We start from the raw sequence: 6,964 nt of genomic DNA, 5'->3' as shown, positions 1-6,964 counted from the left end.
ATGTATTATTGTAGCGATAGCTCATAACATTTCTAGACTACACAATAAAATAGTAAAAAATAAACGTGGAATATATCTTCATCATTTAAAAAAAGTATTCTAAAATTATTATTTACAATCAAATATTATCTGAAAAAATGGTATTTTCATACCTTTATTTGTCATGCATAATTTTACTTACAACATAAACTTTATATAAAATAATTAAAAATATACCTATTAAGGTAAGTAAAAAAGAGCTCCCACAGAACAAATTTAATTTGCTCCTGCGACAGCCCCTTTTTATTTTATAAAAACAGCATTGTAATTCTAAATGAAATTAATTAAGTTATCTTAATTAAAAATCCTAAATTTAATTAAAAATGAATTTAACCTCTATTTTGTGTATTAGGTATCATAAATAGATTATTACTTTGAAAAATTCTAATAAAAATAAGAATTAATAGAATCAAAGTAATATTAAAGATAATAAAATTTATAATTTATTAGGTAGATATATATTATAATGAAATAGATATAAAATTTTACAAGGGAGGTTTCTTGTAACTTTATTGTACTATGACTAATATAAACTTTTAACTTCATCATTTGCGATATTGCATCAAGAGTCATTAACTGAATTAACAGAAGAAGAATTAAAAGAAAAAAATAGATTATTAAAATTCGCCATAAAACCTCCTCCTTTAGGTGTGGGGATATAAGGCGAGGTTTTTTTACATTTTTTTAAATTGCTATATAATCAATATATAACAAAAAGGTGATAAAATATATTTTAAAATTTATAAAAATATATTGACATTTTTTAGAAAAAAGAATATTATTATTTTAACAACAAAATATAATACAATAAATTAAATCCTATGATAAGGATGAGTAGTTGAATTTAGGTTCAGTATAGAGAGCTGAGGATGGTGGAATCTTAGCAAGAAAAAATTTGATGAATGGCCCTTAGAGGAGTAAATTGAAATCATAGTTTTGAGAGTAGACTTTATCGTCAGTCGCACGTTATAGCGAATAAGGTATGTAAGTACCTGATAATGAGATGTATAAAAATTGAATTTTATCTTAATTTTTATATAATTTAGGTGGCAACGCGGATAATCTCCGTCCTATTAGTTTAGGACGGAGTTTTTTATTTTACTAAAAATTTAAAATATAGAAGGTGGTGAAAAAGATGTTATGAATTTCTAATGCTAAAGATGATGATATAGTAAATTGGCAAAAAAATAAATTGAAAATAAAAAAAGGAAGGAAGTACAAAAATGAAAACAAATACAAAAAAATTAACTTTAAATGCAATACTTTTAGCAATGGGATTATTGATACATCAAATTACACCTGCTATAGGATTACCAATGAAACCTGATGTACCACTAGCAATGTTATTTGTAATATTAGTTTTAAATAAAGATGATTATAAAACTTGCTTAATAGGAGGTATAGTAACAGGAATATTTACAGCACTTACATCAAGTTTTCCAGGAGGTCAAATTCCTAATGTAATAGATAAAACTCTTACAGCAAATGTAGTATTCTTATTAATGCATGTTAGTTATAAAATGCCTTTTATAAAAAACTTGGCTAGAAAAGTACAAGATACTATAGTAGTTGCAATCATAATGCCAATAGGAACACTTGTAAGTGGAACAATTTTTTTATTAGCAGCTCAAGCCATAGTTGGCCTTCCAGGAGCTTCATTCACAGCTTTATTTTTGGCAGTAGTAGTACCAGCTGTTTTAATAAATCTAGTTGCTGGAATATTTTTATTCAAGATTGTTAGCCTATCAATAAGAAGAGTTAGCTATCAAAGTCAAATATGAAATAATACTTTACTTTATAATATAATATTAATCAAAGAACATAAGAATAGACTAGATTACAATTTGTCTATTTTTATGTTTTTTTAAAATTTAGTATTATGCTTTCTTACTTTTAATAAAAATACTTATATAGTTATCATATCTATGTCTATATTTTTATATGTATCTTACTTATAGTTGTTAAGTATAAAATTTATAAATTTACTTTCCAAAATTAATCTTTTATATTAATCTTTTTTATTTACCAGTTCTTTAGATATACTAAAATTTCTGTTTAACTTGTGCATTTTTATAAAGGAATAACAAACATAATAATAAACACATTTTTAAAAACTTGATTAAATGTAACTAAAAAATTATACAATACAACATATTAAATTAAGTTTAATTAGAAATTTTGATATCATAGAGCAACATATCTCAATGGAAAATTAAAAATACTAACCCTAAATAAAATTTTTATTGAATTAAATAAGTATGACTATAATAATAACAGAATATTTTGAGAAATAAATCTATGTACTTAAAAAAAATAAATCTATTAAAATAACATAATTAAAAAAATATTAAGAATTAAATTATTAAATACATAACTAAATTAAGAGTATGTATTTATATATATAAATTTATTATGAAGAGGGTAATTTTATTATGAAATTCTGTAAAAGAATATTAACATTAACTTTAAGTATTTCTTTTGTATTTGCGAATATACAACTAGTAAACGCAATATAATCTGTAGAGAAAATACAAGGAAAAAATAAGTATGAGATTGCAGGGAATATAGCAGATAAAAACGCATATAAGACTGCTATACTAATTAATACTAGTAATTCTATATCAGATGGTTTAAGTGCGAGTGGATTATCAGGGGCTTTAAATGCACCAATATTACTAACTGAAAAAATACTATACCAACTGAGACATCCATAAGATTAAAAAAGGTATCAAAAGTTTATATAATTGGAGGAACGTACTCTGTTAGTACATATGTCGAAAATTCATTAAAATCTAAGAATATAAAAGTTGTCAGAATTCAAGGAAGTGACAGAATAAAAACAAGTTATAAATATAATACAACAATGTCTAAATATCACAAATGGAATTGGAGATGTTAATACTGGTGTTGTAGAAAACCTTAAGCCAACTACAAAAACTATAAAAGCTGGAATGTATAAAGTTGGAAAAGATATTTCAGAAGGTGAATACTTAATAACTTCAAATTCAGGAAGTTATGCCTCTTATTATGAAGTTACAAGTGATAGTACAGGAAATGTTGATAGTATACTTTCAAATGATATTTTTAGTGGGACTAGATATATAACTTTAAAGAATGGGCAATATATTAAAATTGAGGATTCAACAATGATATTATCAAAATATGCTAAAGCTCAAAAGGCAAAGAATGGCAAGTTTGGAAATGGTATGTATAAAATTGGATTAGAAATTCCTGCTGGAGAATATATTATAATGTCAAACTTTTCTGATGCATATTATGAAGTTAGAAATGACAGTTTAGGCGATGTAGATGGAGTAGTTACTAATGATATTTTTTCAGGAAGCAGATATATAACAGTTGAGGAAGGTCAATATTTAATACTAAATAATTGTTATTTAATTGAAAATGAATAGATTTAATTATATGTAAATTCACGATTTAATATATTATCATATACCTCAGATGATTTAAACTTGCGTCTATATACTTTCTTTCTAATAATAGATTTAATTCCTAGTTCTTTCATCAACCTATATACTCTCTTATGATTTACCATCAAAACATACATGGAAAAATAATAATATCTTTAAAAGATTTTTCTTATTTGATATAATTAAGGTTATGTGTAATATAAGAAATTAACTAGGAGGAATAGACGTGAGCAAAAGAAAACAAGTAACAATACCTATAGAGAAAATACAAGAACAAGATAAATATATAGAACAAATACACAGACAAAATGAAGAGTACTTCAACAGAACAGGAAAGAGAAAACTCGTGTTTACTCAAACCTTTGGATGCCAAATGAATGAACATGATTCAGAAAAATTATGTTCAATGTTAGAAGAAATGGGATACCAAATATCAATGATGGTTGAAGAAAGTGATTTAATAATATATAACACATGTGCAGTTAGAGAAAATGCAGAGTTAAAAGTATATGGAAACTTAGGGCAATTAAAACATCTAAAAGGGAAAAATCCAAATATGAAAATAGCTGTATGTGGATGTATGATGCAACAGCCTCATGTTGTAGATGAACTAAGAAAAAAATATAAACATGTAGACCTTATATTTGGAACACATAATCTATATAAATTTCCACAATTACTTACAGAATCAATGAATTCTGAAAAAATGCTAGTAGATGTGTGGGATGTGGATGGAGAGGTAGTAGAAGGTCTTAGAAGTAATAGAAAATTTGAACTAAAAGCGTTTGTAAATATAATGTATGGATGCAATAATTTCTGCACATACTGTATAGTTCCATACACAAGAGGAAGAGAAAGAAGTAGAACTCCTGAAGATATAATTAATGAGATAAAGGAGCTTGTTGCAAATGGAACGAAAGAAATAACTTTACTCGGACAAAATGTAGATTCTTATGGGAAGACACTTGAAAATCCAGTTACATTCTCAGAACTTTTAAGAAAAGTAAATGATATAGAAGGAATTGAAAGGATTCGATTTATGACATCTCATCCAAAAGATATATCTGATGAAGTAATATATGCAATTAGAGATTGTGATAAGGTGTGTGAATTTTTACACTTACCAATACAATGTGGAAGTAGTAGTCTCTTGAAAAAAATGAATAGACATTATACAAAAGAATATTATTTAGAAATAATAGAAAAAGCTAAAAAAGAAGTTCCAGATATTGCTTTCTCTACAGATTTAATGATTGGTTTCCCTGGAGAAACAGAAGAAGATTTATTGGATACTTTAGATGTAGTTGAAAAAGTTAGATATGATTCAGCTTTTACATTTATTTATTCTAAAAGACAGGGAACTCCTGCTGCTAAAATGGAAAATCAAATACCAGAAGAAATAAAGCATGAGAGATTTAATAGGGTATTAGAAGCTGTAAATAGGATTTCTGCAGAGATAAATGATGGATATAAAAATAGAATAGTTGAAGTTCTAGTTGAAGGAAGAAGTAAAAATAATGAGAGTAAATTTTCTGGTAGAACTAGACAAAATAAACTTGTAAATTTTGAAGGTGGAAATGACGATTTGATTGGGAAATTAGTTATGGTTAAAATCACTGAACCTAGAACTTTTTCATTAAATGGGGTACTGGTAAATAATTAATACTGTATAAAATAATAAGATTATGTAAACTAATTAAAATAGATGTACTTATAAAACAAATTATATCAAAAATTTTTATTCTAAGCACATATGTCATGTATTATGCTAATTTCAGTTTTTGATGTCAATGAAAATAAATTTTATATAAGATATAATTTAATTGTACATCTATTTTTATTCTATTTTATCAAAGCTTGGTTAACGACCATTAGTAATTCTCTATTATATACTAAATTATGACATGGTAGACTGTAACCACACAGTAAAATCACTATTAGAAGTTTATATGATACATATTATTTTTTATAGAGCTTTTTAAGTGTTAAAATATTTAATTGATAAGATTGCCAATAGACATGAAAAAGCAGCCAATCTTTCATAATTAACTGCTCAACCTATGAATATTTATTTTTTACATTTTTTGTTAGAGTAATAGATATTAAAAAATACACTGGAAAGTATAACTATTATAAATATTATAGAAAATGGAATCATTCTCTTTTCATCCATTTGACCACTCTCTATTTTATATCCCAAAAATGCCATAATAAATAACATTATAGAGACAATAAAAGTAACAATACTAGAACTCCTGCATAATTTTTTTATATCATATCGTGCTTTTTCTTTATCACTCATAGAGTTATAACCTGCTAATAGCATACTGGCTTTTCCATTAAATAATAGTACACTTAAAATGAAAGAGGCAATTGCAATTATAACAACAAATCCTACTGCAAACATTATAAGCACCTCCATATATTCTAATTAGTTTTATTACTTATTAATAATTTTACCATAAAGATATATTAAAATCATTTATTTCATATTTTGTTAAATAGATTATCATATTTTAATTCATCGACAGTGCATATTAATACACAGTTTTTATATTGAAATTGCATTGAAAATTATGTAATAATAATTAAACAATAATCAAGTATAAAAGTACTATAAAATATAGTTTCTGATATTTTAGAATTGTTACATTTTAAATTTAGAAAATTTTATAAAGTTCTTATATTTTATTACAAGTATTATTCTGATAAAAAATTTAAAAAATTTTCTAGTATTTTTGCTGTCATTCCCCAAATTACATAATCTTTATATTTATAAAATAGAATAGGATAACTTCCACTTTCAAATTTGTAATCTTTTTGGTTTGGAATTGAGCCATATGGTAGATTCTCGTCAGGAAAAACCTTTACAGTATTATTGTAAGTATTTGGAGGATTTTCTAAAAGATATTTTATAGGAACCAAAAAAGTGTGGTCAACTTCATCCTTATTTATATTTAAATTATTAATATTTTTTATATATCCTAAATATGGATGTATTATAAACTTTACAGGTGTTATAAGCAGGTCAAGGCTTGCTATGATTTCTATATTGTCATTAAAAGTTCCAAGTTCTTCACAAGTTTCTCTAATAACAGCTTCATATGGAGTTTCATTAGATTCTATCTTGCCACCTGGAAAAGAAATCTCGCTAGGTTGATGCTTTAAATTTTTTGAGCGAACTTCAAATAATATATGGTGTATATTATTTATTTCTACTATTGGAATTAAAACAGATGCTCTTTTCATATTTTTGTATCCATTTATATATGGTTTATAATCTTTAAATTTATTTTTAATATCGTTTATCATTTTTACCTGCTACTCAAAATATGGTCAAATATATCCATATCGAGATTTTTCCTTCTTCATTGAACCTCGCCTTGCCTAAGCTACTACGATTTGGTATAGTTCTCCAAAGGCTTAAATTCCGAAGTTAGCCCTCCGTACATATATAAGTGCTTTTAAGCCATCTTATATTTTTTAGCATTTTT

4 protein-coding genes, 2 pseudogenes and 1 other annotated feature are annotated in these 6,964 nt (G+C 25.2%); of the genes and pseudogenes, 3 read left to right on the top strand and 3 right to left on the bottom strand.

Annotated elements, in window-relative coordinates; genetic code table 11:
* Positions 1–851 precede the first annotated feature (851 nt).
* Positions 852–1,115: a binding site (T-box leader), on the top strand.
* Positions 1,116–1,262: 147 nt separating this feature from the next.
* Positions 1,263–1,820 (top strand): tryptophan transporter, encoded by a 558-nt coding sequence (locus tag KGF42_RS18475; protein WP_227826853.1) that lies wholly within the window; start codon positions 1,263–1,265, stop codon positions 1,818–1,820.
* 651 nt (positions 1,821–2,471) lie between these two features.
* A pseudogene (locus KGF42_RS18470) lies at positions 2,472–3,452 on the top strand (cell wall-binding repeat-containing protein).
* Between the two features lie 14 nt (positions 3,453–3,466).
* On the opposite strand, the pseudogene KGF42_RS18465 reads toward KGF42_RS18470, so the two are convergent.
* Positions 3,467–3,598 (bottom strand): annotated as a pseudogene (locus KGF42_RS18465) (IS3 family transposase); the annotation flags it as partial.
* 98 nt (positions 3,599–3,696) lie between these two features.
* Between KGF42_RS18465 and miaB the strand changes: the two are divergent.
* The gene (gene miaB / locus KGF42_RS18460) at positions 3,697–5,133 is read left to right on the top strand and encodes a tRNA (N6-isopentenyl adenosine(37)-C2)-methylthiotransferase MiaB (protein WP_227823302.1); all 1,437 of its coding nucleotides are present in this window, start codon (positions 3,697–3,699) and stop codon (positions 5,131–5,133) included.
* Positions 5,134–5,538: 405 nt separating this feature from the next.
* On the opposite strand, the gene KGF42_RS18455 is transcribed toward miaB, so the two are convergent.
* Together KGF42_RS18455 and KGF42_RS18450 are read right to left on the bottom strand one after the other, a co-directional pair.
* A complete protein-coding gene (locus KGF42_RS18455; RefSeq protein WP_054273953.1) occupies positions 5,539–5,877 on the bottom strand; it encodes a DUF3784 domain-containing protein in 339 nt (112 codons plus the stop codon).
* A gap of 293 nt (positions 5,878–6,170) precedes the next feature.
* Positions 6,171–6,782, bottom strand: coding sequence for an NUDIX hydrolase (locus tag KGF42_RS18450; RefSeq protein ID WP_227826852.1), 612 nt, complete (start codon positions 6,780–6,782; stop codon positions 6,171–6,173).
* Positions 6,783–6,964 lie beyond the last annotated feature (182 nt).

The organism is Clostridioides sp. ZZV15-6383, from assembly GCF_020657735.1.
Taxonomy (GTDB): domain Bacteria; phylum Bacillota; class Clostridia; order Peptostreptococcales; family Peptostreptococcaceae; genus Clostridioides; species Clostridioides difficile_D.
Note: the sequence above shows the minus strand (reverse complement) of the source record. Positions and strands in the feature narration are given on the sequence as shown.